This window comes from Limosilactobacillus reuteri subsp. porcinus (assembly GCF_036621895.1).
Classification (GTDB): Bacteria; Bacillota; Bacilli; order Lactobacillales; family Lactobacillaceae; genus Limosilactobacillus; species Limosilactobacillus reuteri_J.
In genome coordinates this window covers 1-15,277 of sequence record NZ_LN887414.1, presented here as the reverse complement: position 1 = coordinate 15,277, position 15,277 = coordinate 1, and the positions used below count along the sequence as shown (strand labels likewise).

Sequence of the window (15,277 nt, the reverse complement as noted above, 5' to 3'; positions counted from 1 at the left end):
AATCTGGTCAAGACAAGCTAGTCAGTGATAATTACATCTTGACTTATTACCACATGACTTAAAATCGTTGCTTATAGCTAAACCATAACAAATTAAGCAACTAATAGTATCACACCTTGAGATTCATATGCAATTACTTTTTATTTTTAATTTTAGGAAATCGATAAACTTATATTAAATAAGCTATTGACATCGCTTACATCTAATATTATATTATTAGGTGTAACGATAAACTAAAGCGTTTTCAAACAAAGGGAGAATTACTACAATGAATTATTTTATCGGTGTTGATGTTGGAACTACTTCTACAAAGGCAGTTCTATATGACCAAAATGCAACTGTGTTAGATCAATTTAGCCAAGGTTATTCCCTTTACCGCGATGCTAGTGGAATGGCTGAACAAAACCCAACTGCAATTGTCGAAGCAGTCGAAAAAGTTATTCATGATGCAGCACAAAAAGCAGATTTAACAAATGGAAAATTGTTAGCGGTATCATTTTCTAGTGCTAACCAAAGTGTGATTATGCTCGACAAGAATTTCAATCCCCTTTCACGGGTCATCACTTGGGCTGATACCCGTGCACATGATGTCGCCAACGAATTAAAGAATAGTCCTGCTGGTCAGCAAATTTATGCTAAAACAGGTACACCTATTCATCCGATGTCCCCATTGACCAAGATTATGTGGCTCAATAAGACACAAGCAGATAAGGTTGCTCAAACTGCATATTTTGGCGATATCAAATCCTACCTCTTCTACCAGTTTTTCAATACATTTAAGGTTGATGTTTCCATCGCTTCATGTACCGGAATGATGAATGTCAATACGTGTGACTGGGACGATCAAGCATTGGAACTCGCTAACGTCGACCGTTCCCAATTACCAGAAATCGTGAACGGAATAACCCAAGCGATTGGCCTAACAGCAGCGGCGCAAGCAAAAATGGGTATCCCCGCTGACACGTCATTTGTCTATGGTGCCTTTGACGGTGCTTTATCTAATTTAGGTGTGGGGGCAATTAAGCAAAATACTGTTGCCATTACGATTGGGACTTCGGCTGGTGTTCGGGTAGTAACTGACCATCCAGTGATCGATCCTCAGCAGCGACTCTTCTGTTACGCCGTGGATAAGGGCTTATGGGTCATCGGCGGTCCGCTTAATAATGGTGGCGATGTCTATCAGTGGGCCGTTGAACACTTAGTTGACGCTAGCGCAGTTAAAAATGAAAATATTGATCCCTACACTCTTGCTAACCGAGTTATTGAAGGTGTTCCCGCCGGAGCTCACGGCTTGCTCTTCCACCCATTCCTTGGCGGTGAACGAGCACCATTATGGGACGCTAATGCGCGCGGCAGTTTCTTTGGGCTTTCCCACATTCATACTCGTGCCGATATGCTGCGCTCAGTAATGGAAGGAATTTGTATGAATATTGCAACTGTTTTCCAAGCGGTTCGTGATCTTGTTGGTAATCCTGCAAGCGTAACTGCAACTGGCGGTTTTGCGCGAGCTGAAGTTTGGCGGCAAATGTTAGCAGATGTCTTGAACTGTCCGGTCAATATCCCGAACTCATTTGAATCTGGTTGTCTCGGTGCAATCACCATGGCAATGAAGAGTTTAGGAATGATTGAAAACTATGAAATCATTAAAACATTAGTTGGTGATATCAGTTCTTATCAACCAAATCAAGATGCGGTTAATGTTTATCAAAATTACTTACCACTTTTTAAGCAGGTCGAAGGATTATTAACACCAGCCTATTCGACCATCGCTAAATTACAACAACAATCTACTACTCATTAGGGGGTTATTATTATGCCTTTACTTATTGTTTTAATCGGGGTTATTATCTTAATTTTCATGATTGTTAAACTAAAGATGAACACTTTCGTTAGTTTAGTAATCACATCATTCATCGTTGGTTTGTTACTCGGCCTTCCACTTACAAAAATTCCGCAGACAATTGAAACTGGGATCGGGGGCCAATTAGGACACTTAGCTATTATCTTTGGTTTCGGGTCAATGCTTGGTAAATTAGTTTCTGATGCCGGTGGTGGATATCGAATTGCAACAACCCTGATTAATAAGTTTGGTCGGCGCTGGATTCAAGTTGCTGTTATCCTTGCCTCCTTTATCATTGGGTTAGCATTATTCTTTGAAGTTGGGCTTGTCGTTGTATTACCAATTATCTTTATCATTGCCCGCGAACTCGATATGCCATTGATGTACCTTGGTATTCCAATGGCGGCTACCTTAAATGTTACCCACGCTTTCTTACCACCACACCCCGCTCCAACTGCTATTACAGACATTCTTGGGGCTAACCTTGGACACGTATTGCTGCTTGGTATTTTAGCCGCAATTCCAACAATCATTATTGCTGGTCCAGTTTATAACTGGGTATTACAAAAAGTATATCCACGTGTTTACCGCAAAAATATTGATATTTCAGTTCTTGGAGAATATAAAGAATTCAAGCTTGAAGAGACGCCTAAATTCGGTATCTCCGTTTTAACTGCAATGATGCCAGTTATCTTAATCGCCGTTGCTACTATTTGTTCATTTATTTTCCCTAAGAACAATCCCGTTAATGAATTCATCCAATTTATTGGTGCTCCTGACCTTGCAATGCTTCTTTCATTAATTTTTGCAATCTTTACGATGGGACTACAACGAAACCAAAAAATGGAAGATATCTCGACCTCCCTTGCCGACTCAATCAAGCAAATCTCAGTTATGCTTTTGATCATCGGTGGTGGTGGTGCCTTCAAGCAAGTTCTTGTTGATGGTGGAATTTCTAAGTACATTTCTGGACTATTTGCTCAAACTAGCATTTCACCAATTTTAGCTGCTTGGTTAATTACTGCTTTATTACGGATGTCACTTGGATCCTCAACGGTTGCTGCGATGACTGCTGCCGGACTTGTTGTTCCAATCGCTCACCAATTTGGCGGTAATTCAATTATGGCAACATTGATGGTTCTTTCCATCGGTGCTGGTTCTGTCTTTTGTGGACACGTTAATGATGCCGGTTTCTGGATGATCAAAGAATACTTTGGCCTTTCATTAAAGGAAACCTTACTTTCGTGGACAACTTTAACTTCCGTCTTAGCACTTGCTGGGTTGGGAGCCGTCTACGCCATTTCATTATTTGTCTAAGTCAATTTAAGCGTCCTAGTGAATTAGCTAGTGACGCTTTTTGTATGGTTTGGTATTCTTAATAATAGTAGAACTATTAAGGATGATGAATAAACAAATGACGCAACATACTACTATCGCTGACGTTGCTAAAGCAGCTGGTGTTTCAGCGACTACTGTTTCACGTATTATTAATGGTCGTTATGATAAAATGCGCCCAGCAACGCGGAAACGGGTAGAAAAAGCAATTAAAGACCTTCACTTTGTTCCAACCGCTTCTGCTCGACAGCTTCGACAAACTCATAGTCACGTTGTTGGAATCCTCGTTGGAGATATTTCTAACCCCTTTTCATCTTTACTTGCCAAAGGGATCGATGATGTTTTGCAACAGGCAGGCTATGATATCCTCCTCATGAATACGAACAACTCTCAGGAAAATGAAAGTCGTGCTCTTCAGCGACTATACCAACAACGAGTTGACGGTATTATTGTCCAACCTAATTCCCGCCACTTTAGTCAATTTGCTCCTGCTATTCATAACGATATTCCACTAGTGATCGTTGACCGTGAAGTTGATGACCAGCCTTCTACAGTTGGTAAGGTCACTTCTGCTAATCGTGATGCTTGTTATAACCTCGGTAAGATTCTGTATCAAAATGGATATCAAAATATTTTAACTGTCAGCGCGCACTTTGCGGAGGCATCTGGTCAAATTCCCCGAATTGCCGGTTTAAAGGTTGCTGCTGCTGATAATGGGCTAAGCTATCACAATATTGAAACCCGAGGACATGATCGGCAGTGGCTTGCTAAAACGTTTCTGCAACAGTTAAATGAGCTTAAAGGCAAAACTGCTGTCGTTTCATTAATGGGACCCATTTTATTTGACCTTTTAGCAATTTTTAAGGAACTAAACCTTTCCTTCCCTGATGATCTTGGCTTAGTTAGCTTTGATGACTGGGAATGGTCGCAATATGTCGCTAATGGAATTTTTCTGTTGAAGCAAGATATGGAGTTAATGGGTAGCTTAGCAGCTAATAAGCTTTTAACGCAAATTAACCAACAAAGCACCATCAGTTCCACTACCCTTTTACCAGTTGAAATCATTGCACACCAGTCACTTTAGCATATAATATTACAAAGAGAATTAAATTGAGTTTTAAAGGAGAAACAATAAATGAACTACTTAATTGGTGTTGACGTTGGAACCTCTAGCACAAAGGCCGTTTTATATGATCAAAATGCGCAGGTGATCACACAAGCTAATTATGGCTACGAGTTGCACCGCAATGCCGCGGGAATGGCAGAGCAAGAGCCAGAAGAAGTAATTAATGCTGCTGAACAAGCTATCCATGATGTGGCTACAGCAGCTGACCTCAGTACAGGAAAACTACTGGCAGTCTCAATTTCAAGTGCAAATCAAAGCCTCCTCTTATTAGATAAAAATAAGAAGCCCCTTTCACGGTTAATCACTTGGGCAGATAGTCGTGCTCAGCGCGCAGCAGACAACCTTAAGATGATGACTGAAGGACAACAACTATATATGAAGACGGGGGTTCCTGTTCACCCCATGTCAACATTGACAAAGCTCCTTTGGTTAAGGGAAGACGAAACAGATTTATTTAGCCGCACAGCATATTTTGCTGATATTAAAGCTTACCTTTTCTACCGGTTATTTAATGAATTTAAGGTTGATATGTCAATCGCTTCCTCAACTGGCTTGATGAACCTTAAAACTTGTAATTGGGATGACCAGGCTCTTCGGGTTGCAGGAATAACCAAAGATCAACTGCCTGAAATTGTCGATGGAACAACTCAAGCAATTGGCTTAGTGCCCGAAGCCCAAGAAAAACTAGGAATACCCGCTGATACGCCATTTGTCTATGGTGCTTACGATGGTGCCCTTTCAAATATTGGTGTTGGTGCAACTAAGCAAAATACAGTAGCAATTACAATCGGTACTTCCGCAGCTGTACGAGTCGTAACTGATCATCCTGTTATTGATCCAGAACGCCGCCTCTTCTGCTATGCTATTAATAAAGGATTGTGGGTCGTTGGTGGTCCGCTTAATAACGGTGGCGATGTCTATGAATGGGCAGTAAAACACCTTGTGGATAGTAGCGCAGTTAAAAACGAACAGGTTGATCCTTATACTTTAGCAAATCATGTTATCGAAGGAGTACCAGCAGGCGCGCATGGACTCCTCTTTCATCCCTTCCTGGGCGGTGAACGGGCACCATTGTGGAATGCTAAAGCGCGTGGTAGTTTCTTTGGGCTTTCTCATATCCATACACGGGCTGATATGCTACGAGCAGTTATGGAAGGAATTAGCATGAACATTGCAACAGTCTTCCAAGCAGTACGAGCGTTAGTCGGTGAACCAGCGAGCGTTACTGCAACAGGTGGCTTTGCTCGCTCAAAAGTATGGCGCCAAATGCTTGCTGATATCTTAAACTGTCCGGTTAACGTTCCTGACTCATTTGAATCTGGCTGCCTCGGGTCAGTAGTTATGGCTATGCAAAGTTTGGGAATGATCGATAGTCTTGATACACCACAGAAGTTCATTGGTAAGGTTAGTTCTTACCAACCAGATCCAGCCGCGGTAAAAGTATATCAACGCTATACTCCGCTCTTCCAACAAATTGAAGATATGCTTGCTCCGGCTTACTCTGAAATCGCTAAACTACAAGAACGACAAAACAATTAAAGAATCAAAAAATCGATCTTACAATCATTTTCCGATGTGAGATCGATTTTTTAATTATGACTATTCTGTTAACAGGTTCTTAATATTACCTTTAGCATTTCCAAAAGTAAAGTAAAACGCTTCCAAGCATGTTACCATTAGCTTGTACTAAAAAATTATTTATAGAAAGGAAGTGGTACTAATGGCCGCATGGAAAAAATGGTGGATTTCATTTGTGATGATGCTTCAGGTAATCGTTGGAATTGTTGTCGTGTCGCTATGGTTTTATCGTGATCAAACTTGGACGATTCCAGTTAATGATTGGCTTCATAGTTCCATTGGTCAAAGTTTCTCAGCAGGAGTCGCAGTATTTTTAATCATTGTCGCCTTAACCGTAATAGCAATTGCTGTTTTTCGCCCAACAACAACTAAACAAATGACAATCGCCAAGGATGGTGCTAACAAAATTCAAATTGATCAGCATGCGGTTGAACACAGCCTAACTACTTCAATTGCTAAATTTGACCTCTATAACCCAGTAATTAAACTCAAAATGCACCGGAATAATCATAATGCAGACGTTACCATTCACGGAATGATGTCTAATAGAACCAATCCAAAACTAATTCATACAGTACTACTCCAGACAATTAAAGAAAACCTTAAACGAGACTTCGACATTGATCTTAATAAATTACATATTAAGTTAAGTCCATACTCAAACAAAGAATCAGTTAACATTGTCTAAAAAAGGAGGTACACCATGAAACTTGCTACAATTGGCGTTATCTTAGGACTGCTTATTAGCATTAGTTGGATTATGTGGGGCTTTCTCCCAATGATCGGTATTCTATTAGCTGTCACTATCTTGGGCGGAATTGGCTATATTCTTGATGCAAAGGGCTATTCATTAAATAAACTTGCGATAAAAATGTTAGATAAGTTTGCCAACTAATTCGAGGAGGAATTAATATGACAACCACTACAAATAATAAAACAATTGATGAGCAATTAACATTCGATGACCAAGTAATTGAGAAAATCGCCGGAATCACCGCTAGCAAAGTTCCTGGAATCCTTTCCCTGGATGGAAATATGTTTAGTGAATTAGCGGACAAAGTAACTTCCGGAAGCAATCCAACCAAGGGTATTAATGCCGATGTTGGTGAAAAGCAAGTCGCATTAAAAATGGAAGCTACCATCGAATACGGCAAAAGCGCTCCAGAAATTTTTAAGGCTGTTTGTTCTGAGGTGCAGCGTGCAATCGATAAGATGACTGGTTTAAACTTAGTTAAGTTTGAGCTACATATCAATGATGTTAAAACAAGAGAAGAAGTAAAAAAAGATACAAAATAAGGGAACGAGCAAAGCATCACGGGCACCTTTGTTTTCAATACGAAGCTCTCATATGCAACCTAGGCCTCCAGCGTTCGGCTTTAACCGGACATTGGGGCCTATTCTGGTTGCTTCCTATGAACGTGACGGAACTTTTATCATACTTTTTTACATAAAATCATTTAAAATGACGTCCTAAAATAACTAAATCACATTTAATCCCATCAAGCTCTGCTACTTGTGGTAAAAGCCCCCATTGCGTAAAACCAAACGATTTAAATAACTTTAGGCTTGGAATATTATGACCAAAGATATAAGCCACGATTGTATCAACTGTTAATTTAGGCAATTGACCGATAATAAATTCCATGGTTTTTGTACCAACCCCTTGTTTCCGTAACCGTTGATCAAGGTAAATGGCAATTTCACTAGTATGATCATAGGCTGGACGACCATAAAAATGCTCAAGAGCAACCCACCCGAGAACCTCATTTTGATATTCAATTACCCAGATTGGATGATTTTCGTCAAACGCTTCAAACCACCTTTTCCGTTTCTCAACCGTTATCGGGGTAAGATCCGCAGTCGCTAAACGTGACGGAATAATTTGGTTATAAATTTCAACAATTTTTGGTAAATCTTCAAGTGTCGCTTTTCGGTATCCTAACTCCACTATACTTCCCTCTAAAAAATTTCCTAAACTAATTTTTTTGAACAATTCGAACTAACCCAATCATCATACTTAATAAAATACCGATTGATGCTAGTAAGGTATATCGCCGTAATTGTTGATTTTCTTCAGTTAATAATTTTATTTCTCGTCGCATAGCTTTTTTCTTCACTGTAAGCACCGCCTTCATTAATTCTAACAAGACCATCATATCATATTATTTGCGATTGCTTCTTAATATTTTATCTTTATCCTGTTAATGATTATAATAAAAATCATAAGGAAGTGTGTAGAGGGTATGATTTTAAACGATATTATTAGTATTTTATTATTTTGCGTGTTTGCTTATCTTTTTAATTTTAACTTTCACCGCGATAACTATGCCTATGCTATTGTGATGTTTATCGGCATGATGGTATTTTATGGCGATTTTTACCATCATCTCCCAATCAACTGGAAATTATATATTTTGCTTATTGCCACTTTTTTATGGACTTTATTCACAATTTTCATGGGAAGGCAAGCATTAATTAAACCAGCTCAACGTAAACATTTTTCCTATGCAACGATTATTGGAATTTTTGCAATTATCATCACTTTTATCTTTAGGATTATCCTTTAAAAACAATAAGGGAGCGTGATTATAAAGCCGCATCTGGCTTCTATCACGCTCCCTTAGTACGTTCCTAGCAATCATGTGCTCGATCAATTTGAGAATTTAAGTCTGTGTTACTAAGATCCAGAACTTCAAGATTATCCGTTAAAACGCGTTTAGGACTGACAAGTGGCATTGTAAAGTATCGCGGGTTAAACCTTACTTCCATTTCATCATCAAATTGAACTGCTGTATGGTCTTTAATAAAAACATCCCCTAAATTAGAGGTAATCTTTTCATTATAATCTGGGGTATCTAAATCCTCTTTAACAAGAATTAGTCGATAATCACCATCTAAACTGCAACTCCCAACGGCAGAAAATGGGCCAACGCCATCATCAAAATCTAGGAGCATCTTCTTAGATGATAATTCATAACGCTGTAAACGCTCAATAGCTTGATCAGTAAACGTGATATTCATTAATATCAACCCCATTTCTTAAAATCAGTACTTATATTTTAACTAATTAAGAATAAGCTTTGAAATTTAAAGCTCAAAAAAACTGAGAAAAATCGCAAAATCTTTCTCAGTTTTTTAAATTAATTTATTTATTAACCTTCGAATGCATCAGTCAAAGGAGGAACAACTTGCTTCTTCCGTGATACAACACCCGGTAAATTCATCCGCTTGTTTTCGTTAAGCTTCTTGCCAAAGGCTGCTTCAACCTTTTCAGCAGGTTCACCAATAACTAATAATTCTGAGTCACTGTTTAAGATGTTAGTAGCGATTAATAAGAATAAATCATAATCGTTATCATCCATCATACTTTGCATTTGACTTTCAAGATCAGCTTGACGAGCAAAAACATCATCTAAATCAACAGTGTTAACTTGACCAATACGAACTTTCTTACCGCCAAGTTCAAAGGTCTTAGCATCACCATCAACGATATCAGCATCAGACTTAGCACCAAGGTTAGTACCAGCCTTAAGCATTTCAATGCCGTACTTTTCGTAATCTTCAACACCAGCGATCTTTGCTAAGTACTTAACGGCTTCACGATCGTGGTCAGTTGTAGTTGGTGACTTCAAAAGCAAGGTATCAGAAATGATAGCAGAAAGCATCATCCCAGCCAAGTTAGCGGGAATATTAATGTGCTTTTCTTGGAACAATTCTGTAATGATTGTACTTACACAACCGTAAGGACGAACAGTTGCCCAGAGTGGTTGAGCCGTTTCAAAGCCGGCAATTCGGTGGTGGTCAACTAAGTGTGTTACAGTGACCTTGTCGATATCACTAACACTTTGTTGTGGTTCGTTGTGGTCTACAAGCATTACCTTATCTACTTCGTTTGCAGCGGTTTCGATTACGCGTGGTGCTTCCATACCGAAAGTCTTCAATGCAAACTTAGTCTCATCATTTGGTTCACCTAAAGCAACTGCTTCAGTTTCGTATCCCAATTGGTTTTGGAAGTATGAAAATGCCATTGCAGCGGTAATCGCATCTGTATCAGGCTTTTGGTGTCCAAATACTAATTCTTTGCTCATATAAATTCCTCCTGTTTGTTCACTACTTTAATCCTAGTTATTTCTAGTAGGTGAAACAATCTACATTTTCTATTCTATCATGGAAGTTAATAGATTAAAGAACAATTATTAAATATCTTTCTTATTATGGGTAAAATCTTTTAAGATCTGCCACATTGTTCATGCTGACTGTTAAAAAAGCGTGGCGGTTCTTCATCTAATGAAAAATATTCAGTGGTTGTCGTTTCTGTAACTTTTGGCTGATAATGTTTAGCGCTAGTTTCTTCAACCAAGTAAAAAGCATTAATTGGTTGAACGCGGTCGCCATTAGGATAAGTATAAAAATTCTGATCAAGAATTGCTAGTCGTTTGACAGGCACGACTTCAACTCCCGCATCTTCTTTAAATTCCCGCTTTACAGTTTGCTCAAAAGATTCGCCAAATTCCATGTAGCCGCCTGGGAAACCCCAATCACCCCGCCCGTTCTTGAAGTAAAACAGCCTTCTGCTTGTTTAAGAGTGCCCCAGAAGCACTGGTCATTATTAAGGGACGATTCCCAACTAAATCACGAATTTCTTTAATATACGCCAAACCTTTTCGCCTTCTTCTTAGCTTTGACTAACAGGTTCTTCCGTTAAGATATTAGTTTGTTTCATTCGAAGCTTTACTGGTTCCCCTTGCGTATCGGTATCAATTACAAAAGTCCCGTTTGACTTGATCGAACTTAGATGATGGTCGGTAGCCATTATATCTTGGAATGCCGGCCGGTTAGTAATAGTCTCAAAAGCTCCCTGATAATCAGGGTCATAAGCAAGGAAGTCCGCAATTTCATGAGGATGTGATTTTAACCGTCGAAGGACAAGTTCTCCTCGTCGTGCACGTGCCCCAACCTCAATCTCATCAACGGGCATTTCCTTAAATGCTCCTCGTTGGGTAATTACAGCAATATCTTGACCATCCTTAACCAAGATTTGATCTGCTACTTGGTCATCATCTTTCAAATTAATGGCCCGTACACCAGCTGTCCGGATTCCTGTTACAGGAACATCTGCAACATCATACCGCACTGCATATCCTTGGCGACTAATCGTCAATAGTGAACGGTTCTCATTTGTTGGTTCATAGTAATCAACATTTACAACTTGCGCATTATCCCTAAGCTTAATTGCGACACTTGCATGGCTCTTGTAACGTGAACCAGGCTTATAGTCATTAAAGGCCGTTTGTTTTACTTGACCATCGCTAGTTCCCATGATGATTGTTCCTGGCTGATCTAGTTTATCAAAAATCATTGCTTTAATGATCTCTTCATTATCCGCTAAACCGATTGTTTGTGAGATATGTTCGCCGGTATCTTTCCACCGCGCATCTGCAATTTCATGAATTGGGCGGTAAATAATATGCCCAAGATTGGTAAACATAAATAAATGCGATAATGTATTTGTTTGTTGAATCAATAATGGGTAATCGTCTTCTCGGAGACCGTTTTCTTCTGCCTCCGATGCCTTGAAGGAACGAATGCTGCTTCGTTTGATATAGCCCGCATGCGAAACTAAGACCACAACATCTTCGTTGGCAACCGTAACTTTAGTATCAATCTCAAGTTTTTCAACAAGATTTTCAATCTTGGTCCGTCGTGGATTGCCAAATTCCTTCTTAATGGCCCTAATTTCCTTAGTAAGAACTTTTGCTAGCTCATTTTCGTTAGTCAAGATTAACTGATATTCATTAATCCGTGAATTTAATTGTTCTTGTTCTTTTTTCAGCTCAGTTACATCCGTATTTGTTAAGCGATAAAGTTGCAAGGTAACAATTGCTTCGGCCTGTTCAGGTGTAAAGTTGTATTCTTTTACTAAGTTTTCCTTTGCATCCTTACGATTCTTACTTGCTCGAATCGTTTTAATGACCTTATCTAAAATTGAGAGTGCTTTGATTAACCCTTCGACAATATGCAAACGTTGTTGAGCCTTCGTTAGGTTATATTGTGTCCGTCGACGAATAATCTCTTTCTGGAATTCGAGATAGGAAGTCAAAATTCGCTTCAATCCAACACGCATTGGCCGCTGGTCATCAATCGCAACCATATTGAAGTTATAGTTAATCTGTAAATCAGTGTTCTTTAATAAGTAATTAAGAATACCGTTCGCATTAGCTCCCCGCTTTAGTTCGATTGCAATTCGTAATCCACTACGATCAGTTTCATCGCGAGCTTCCGCGATTCCCTCAACTTTTTTGGCAAGGCGCAGATCGTTAATTCGCTTAACCAGTTGCGCCTTATTTACTTCATAAGGAATCTCCGTCACATTAATTTGTTGACGATCACCCCGCAAGGTTTCAATCTCCGTTTTTGCTCGCACTACAACCCGACCGCGACCAGTCTGGTATGCCTTACGAATGCCATCAATCCCCTGAATGATTCCACCAGTTGGGAAATCAGGGCCAGGAATAAATTCCATTAACTTATCCAAAGAAGCAGTTGGATGCTTGATAAGATAAATCAGTGCATCAAGAACTTCGCTTAAATTATGTGTTGGAATCTCAGTAGCATATCCAGCAGAAATTCCAGTTGCTCCATTAACGAGTAAGTTAGGAATACGTGCCGGTAAAACTGTCGGTTCTTTTTCAGTATCATCAAAGTTTAAGGCCATTTCAACTGTATCTTTGTCGATATCTTGAAGCATTAAACCTGCTATTTTACTAAGCCGCGCTTCAGTATAACGCATGGCCGCTGGTGGATCACCATCCATTGATCCATTGTTACCATGCATTTCAATTAGGGGTTCACGTAATTTCCAATCTTGACTTAGCCGAACTAATGCTTCATAAATTGAACTATCACCGTGGGGGTGGAAGTTACCCATTACGTTCCCGACTGATTTAGCAGACTTACGAAACCCTTTATCATAAGTATTTCCATCTTTATTCATGGCAAATAAGATCCGGCGCTGGACCGGTTTTAATCCGTCACGAATGTCAGGTAAAGCTCGTTCTTGAATAATTGATTTTGAATAACGCCCAAAACGATCACCCATGATCTGTTCGAGCGTCATATGTTCAATTTTTCCGTTTCTCACAAAACTTGATTCCCTTCTCTATTTATTCCATGTATTAATTGTAGGCTCTTTAGTTTGAGGTAATTGTCCTTTATTCTCAACTAATTTATCAGATTCTTGATCATCGGCTAACGTAAATTGGACATTTTCTTCAATCCATTCCCGCCGTGGTTCCACCTTATTACCCATTAAGGTAGTTACACGACGCTCAGCTAATTCAGCATCCTCGATCCGAACTTGGATTAGTGTCCGAGTTTCTGGATTCATCGTCGTTTCCCACAACTGATCAGCATTCATTTCACCAAGCCCTTTGAACCGTTGTAATTGTGCTCCCTTGCCCATCTTTTTAGTCAATTTTGTTAATTCTTCATTAGTCCACGCATACGTGATATTAGTCTTAGCTCCACGTCCGCGTTGCAAGCGATAAAGTGGTGGAAGAGCAATATAGATCTTTCCAGCTTCGATCATTGGCCGCATATACTTGTAGAAAAAGGTAAGAAGAAGAATCTGAATATGAGCACCATCATCATCGGCATCAGTCATAATAATAATCTTATCGTAGTTTGAATCTTCAACGTTAAATTCAGAACCAGCACCAGCACCAACAGTATAGATAATTGTGTTCAATTCTTCGTTTTTTAATACATCATCTAACTTCGCCTTTTCTGTATTTAGCACTTTCCCTCGTAATGGTAAAATTGCTTGGAATTTACGGTCACGCCCCTGCTTGGCTGAACCACCGGCCGAATCCCCTTCGACTAGGAATAATTCATTTTTCTTAGCATTTTTTGATTGGGCCGGAGTCAATTTTCCAGAAAGATTGCGTTCTTTTTTGCCCTTTCGTTTACCACCACGAGCTTGATTACGGGCTTTACGGGCAGCTTCTCGAGCTTCACGCGCCTTTAATGCCTTACGAATTAACATCTGAGCAAAGTCGCCATTTTCCATTAGGGCATAGTTAAGCTGCTCACTGACAATCGCATCAACAATCTTCCGTGCTTCAGGAGTTCCCAGTTTATCCTTTGTCTGACCCTCAAATTGAAGTAGACGTTCAGGAATCCGGACAGAAATAACGGCTGTTAACCCTTCTCGAACATCACTACCTTCTAGATTTTTATCATTAGCCTTTAACAGCCCAACCTTTTTTGCGTATTCATTGAAAGTTTTCGTCCAGGCACTCCGGAATCCGGCTTCATGAGTACCACCATCTGGAGTTCGGACATTATTGACAAATGATAACAAGCTCTCAGAGTAACCATCATTATATTGAGCCGCTACTTCAACTTCGACCCCATCTTGCTTTCCGTCAAAGTAGAGCGTCTTTCCTAAAACGTCCTTACCCTCGTTAAGATAAGAAACGAATTCTTGAATTCCATTGTCAAATTGGAACACATCTTGTTTTTCTTGACCAGCTCGCTTATCGGTAAGGGTAATCTTAATCCCTTTCAATAAAAAGGCCGACTCACGGAGCCGATTAGCTAAGGTATTGTAGTCATAAACAGTAGTTGAAAAAATCTTCGGGTCCGGCTTGAATGAGACGGTCGTTCCGTTCTCAGCTTTAGTTTTTCCTAATTTTTTCAACGTTCCAACTGGTTGACCGCCATCCTTAAAAATTTCTTGGTAACGGACGTGATCACGGACAATTGTCAGCGTCAAATGTGATGATAAGGCATTTACTACGGAAGCTCCAACACCATGAAGCCCTCCTGAAGTTTTATAACCATCTGACTGACCAAATTTTCCTCCAGCATGGAGAACCGTCATAATAACTTCAGGTGTCGGCTTACCGGAAGCATGCATCCCAACCGGCATCCCCCGACCATGATCTTGAACTGTAATCGCATTGTCTGCTTCAATGGTGACGTTAATCTCATCACCATAACCGGATAATGCTTCATCAACGGCATTATCTACTATTTCATATACCAGGTGGTGCAATCCACGTGAGTCAGTAGACCCAATATACATCCCTGGTCTTTTTCGTACCGCCTCAAGCCCTTTTAATACTTGTATGGATGAGGCATCATATTTTACTTTTTCTTTGGCCACAAAATGACCTCCCATTGCCAATATTATACCTAAACGTATGTTCGGAAAGTTATTTTACCATTTACATTTGTTAATTGTAAAGCTAAACCGGCCACAATTTCAATTCATAATTAAAATGATACTGAAAACTTAGTAGATTGGCAAATTGTGTCTTCCTAGTGGTTAAAATTAAATATTCATGCTATGCTTAAAAGCTGTATAAGCTATTATTAAGTCATGTGGTAATAAG

At 39.6% G+C, this 15,277-nt stretch carries 14 protein-coding genes and 1 pseudogene; 8 read left to right on the top strand and 7 right to left on the bottom strand.

What is annotated here, in order from left to right; genetic code table 11:
• Positions 1-268: 268 nt before the first annotated feature.
• The 7 genes from AACL61_RS05505 to AACL61_RS05475 all read left to right on the top strand — a co-directional run bounded on the left by AACL61_RS05505 (position 269) and on the right by AACL61_RS05475 (position 7,175).
• Positions 269-1,801: a gluconokinase gene (locus AACL61_RS05505; RefSeq protein WP_339111097.1), complete on the top strand. Its 1,533-nt coding sequence runs from the start codon at positions 269-271 to the stop codon at positions 1,799-1,801.
• 12 nt (positions 1,802-1,813) lie between these two features.
• The gene (locus tag AACL61_RS05500; protein ID WP_339111096.1) at positions 1,814-3,157 is read left to right on the top strand and encodes a gluconate:H+ symporter; all 1,344 of its coding nucleotides are present in this window, start codon (positions 1,814-1,816) and stop codon (positions 3,155-3,157) included.
• Positions 3,158-3,239: 82 nt separating this feature from the next.
• The gene (locus AACL61_RS05495; RefSeq protein WP_152701101.1) at positions 3,240-4,259 is read left to right on the top strand and encodes a LacI family DNA-binding transcriptional regulator; all 1,020 of its coding nucleotides are present in this window, start codon (positions 3,240-3,242) and stop codon (positions 4,257-4,259) included.
• A gap of 51 nt (positions 4,260-4,310) precedes the next feature.
• A complete protein-coding gene (locus AACL61_RS05490; protein ID WP_339111095.1) occupies positions 4,311-5,840 on the top strand; it encodes a gluconokinase in 1,530 nt (509 codons plus the stop codon).
• A gap of 181 nt (positions 5,841-6,021) precedes the next feature.
• A complete protein-coding gene (gene amaP / locus AACL61_RS05485; RefSeq protein ID WP_016496899.1) occupies positions 6,022-6,567 on the top strand; it encodes an alkaline shock response membrane anchor protein AmaP in 546 nt (181 codons plus the stop codon).
• A gap of 15 nt (positions 6,568-6,582) precedes the next feature.
• The gene (locus AACL61_RS05480; RefSeq protein ID WP_019253406.1) at positions 6,583-6,774 is read left to right on the top strand and encodes a hypothetical protein; all 192 of its coding nucleotides are present in this window, start codon (positions 6,583-6,585) and stop codon (positions 6,772-6,774) included.
• Positions 6,775-6,791: 17 nt separating this feature from the next.
• On the top strand, positions 6,792-7,175 hold the full coding sequence (locus tag AACL61_RS05475; RefSeq protein ID WP_003666091.1) for an Asp23/Gls24 family envelope stress response protein: 384 nt from the start codon (positions 6,792-6,794) through the stop codon (positions 7,173-7,175).
• Positions 7,176-7,332: 157 nt separating this feature from the next.
• On the opposite strand, the gene AACL61_RS05470 is transcribed toward AACL61_RS05475, so the two are convergent.
• Positions 7,333-7,827 carry a GNAT family N-acetyltransferase gene (locus AACL61_RS05470; RefSeq protein ID WP_339111094.1) on the bottom strand — a complete coding sequence of 165 codons (495 nt, stop codon included), beginning with the start codon at positions 7,825-7,827 and terminating at the stop codon, positions 7,333-7,335.
• 28 nt (positions 7,828-7,855) lie between these two features.
• Entirely contained in the window at positions 7,856-7,996 is a 141-nt protein-coding gene (locus tag AACL61_RS05465) for a hypothetical protein (protein WP_176714883.1), read from the bottom strand.
• A gap of 126 nt (positions 7,997-8,122) precedes the next feature.
• On the opposite strand from AACL61_RS05465, the gene AACL61_RS05460 reads away from it, so the two are divergent.
• Complete coding sequence (locus tag AACL61_RS05460; protein WP_065532872.1) at positions 8,123-8,446, top strand: hypothetical protein; 324 nt, start codon at positions 8,123-8,125, stop codon at positions 8,444-8,446.
• Positions 8,447-8,510: 64 nt separating this feature from the next.
• On the opposite strand, the gene AACL61_RS05455 is transcribed toward AACL61_RS05460, so the two are convergent.
• The 5 genes and pseudogenes from AACL61_RS05455 to parE all read right to left on the bottom strand — a co-directional run bounded on the left by AACL61_RS05455 (position 8,511) and on the right by parE (position 15,063).
• The gene (locus AACL61_RS05455) at positions 8,511-8,900 is read right to left on the bottom strand and encodes an iron-sulfur cluster biosynthesis family protein (RefSeq protein WP_029507479.1); all 390 of its coding nucleotides are present in this window, start codon (positions 8,898-8,900) and stop codon (positions 8,511-8,513) included.
• A 131-nt stretch (positions 8,901-9,031) separates the two neighbouring features.
• The gene (locus tag AACL61_RS05450) at positions 9,032-9,967 is read right to left on the bottom strand and encodes a manganese-dependent inorganic pyrophosphatase (protein ID WP_019253402.1); all 936 of its coding nucleotides are present in this window, start codon (positions 9,965-9,967) and stop codon (positions 9,032-9,034) included.
• A gap of 108 nt (positions 9,968-10,075) precedes the next feature.
• Positions 10,076-10,537 (bottom strand): annotated as a pseudogene (locus AACL61_RS05445) (NUDIX hydrolase).
• A 17-nt stretch (positions 10,538-10,554) separates the two neighbouring features.
• Positions 10,555-13,020 (bottom strand): DNA topoisomerase IV subunit A, encoded by a 2,466-nt coding sequence (gene parC / locus AACL61_RS05440; RefSeq protein ID WP_339111093.1) that lies wholly within the window; start codon positions 13,018-13,020, stop codon positions 10,555-10,557.
• A gap of 18 nt (positions 13,021-13,038) precedes the next feature.
• Complete coding sequence (gene parE / locus AACL61_RS05435; protein ID WP_423245877.1) at positions 13,039-15,063, bottom strand: DNA topoisomerase IV subunit B; 2,025 nt, start codon at positions 15,061-15,063, stop codon at positions 13,039-13,041.
• Positions 15,064-15,277: the final 214 nt, after the last annotated feature.